Raw genomic sequence first — 382 nt, forward strand, 5'->3', positions numbered from 1 at the left:
ACAGCGGCTTCGCGGTCAGCTTCAACCTCTCCAACGCGCTCTTCGGCGGCACCGCACCCTTCATGGCGACCCTCCTGATCGCCGCGACAGCCAATGAGCTGGCCCCGGCCTGGTACCTGGTGGGCGCCGCGGTCGTTTCCCTGATCGCCGTCGCACTCTCCCGTGAGACCAGCAAGGAACCACTGACCCACGACTAAATCAGTACCTTCAACTTTCCTCACGAAAAGAACAGCACCGAAGAAAGGCATCACCATAATGACCAGCACAACATCTGCCAACGCCTCGTCGATTTCCGAACTGGAGCGGCTGAAAGTCCTGCACAACGGGCAGAAGGAAAAGCTGACCTTTTCCAACGCCGAGTTTGAGCGCCGGCTCACCGGGC

General features: G+C 59.9%; 2 pseudogenes. Both read left to right on the forward strand.

The window, feature by feature from the left end:
* Positions 1–197, forward strand: a pseudogene (locus QCD75_RS21980) (MFS transporter); the annotation flags it as partial.
* A 58-nt stretch (positions 198–255) separates the two neighbouring features.
* Positions 256–382 (forward strand): annotated as a pseudogene (locus QCD75_RS21985) (creatininase); the annotation flags it as partial.

The organism is Arthrobacter sp. PsM3 (assembly GCF_030433895.1).
Classification (GTDB): Bacteria; Actinomycetota; Actinomycetes; order Actinomycetales; family Micrococcaceae; genus Arthrobacter.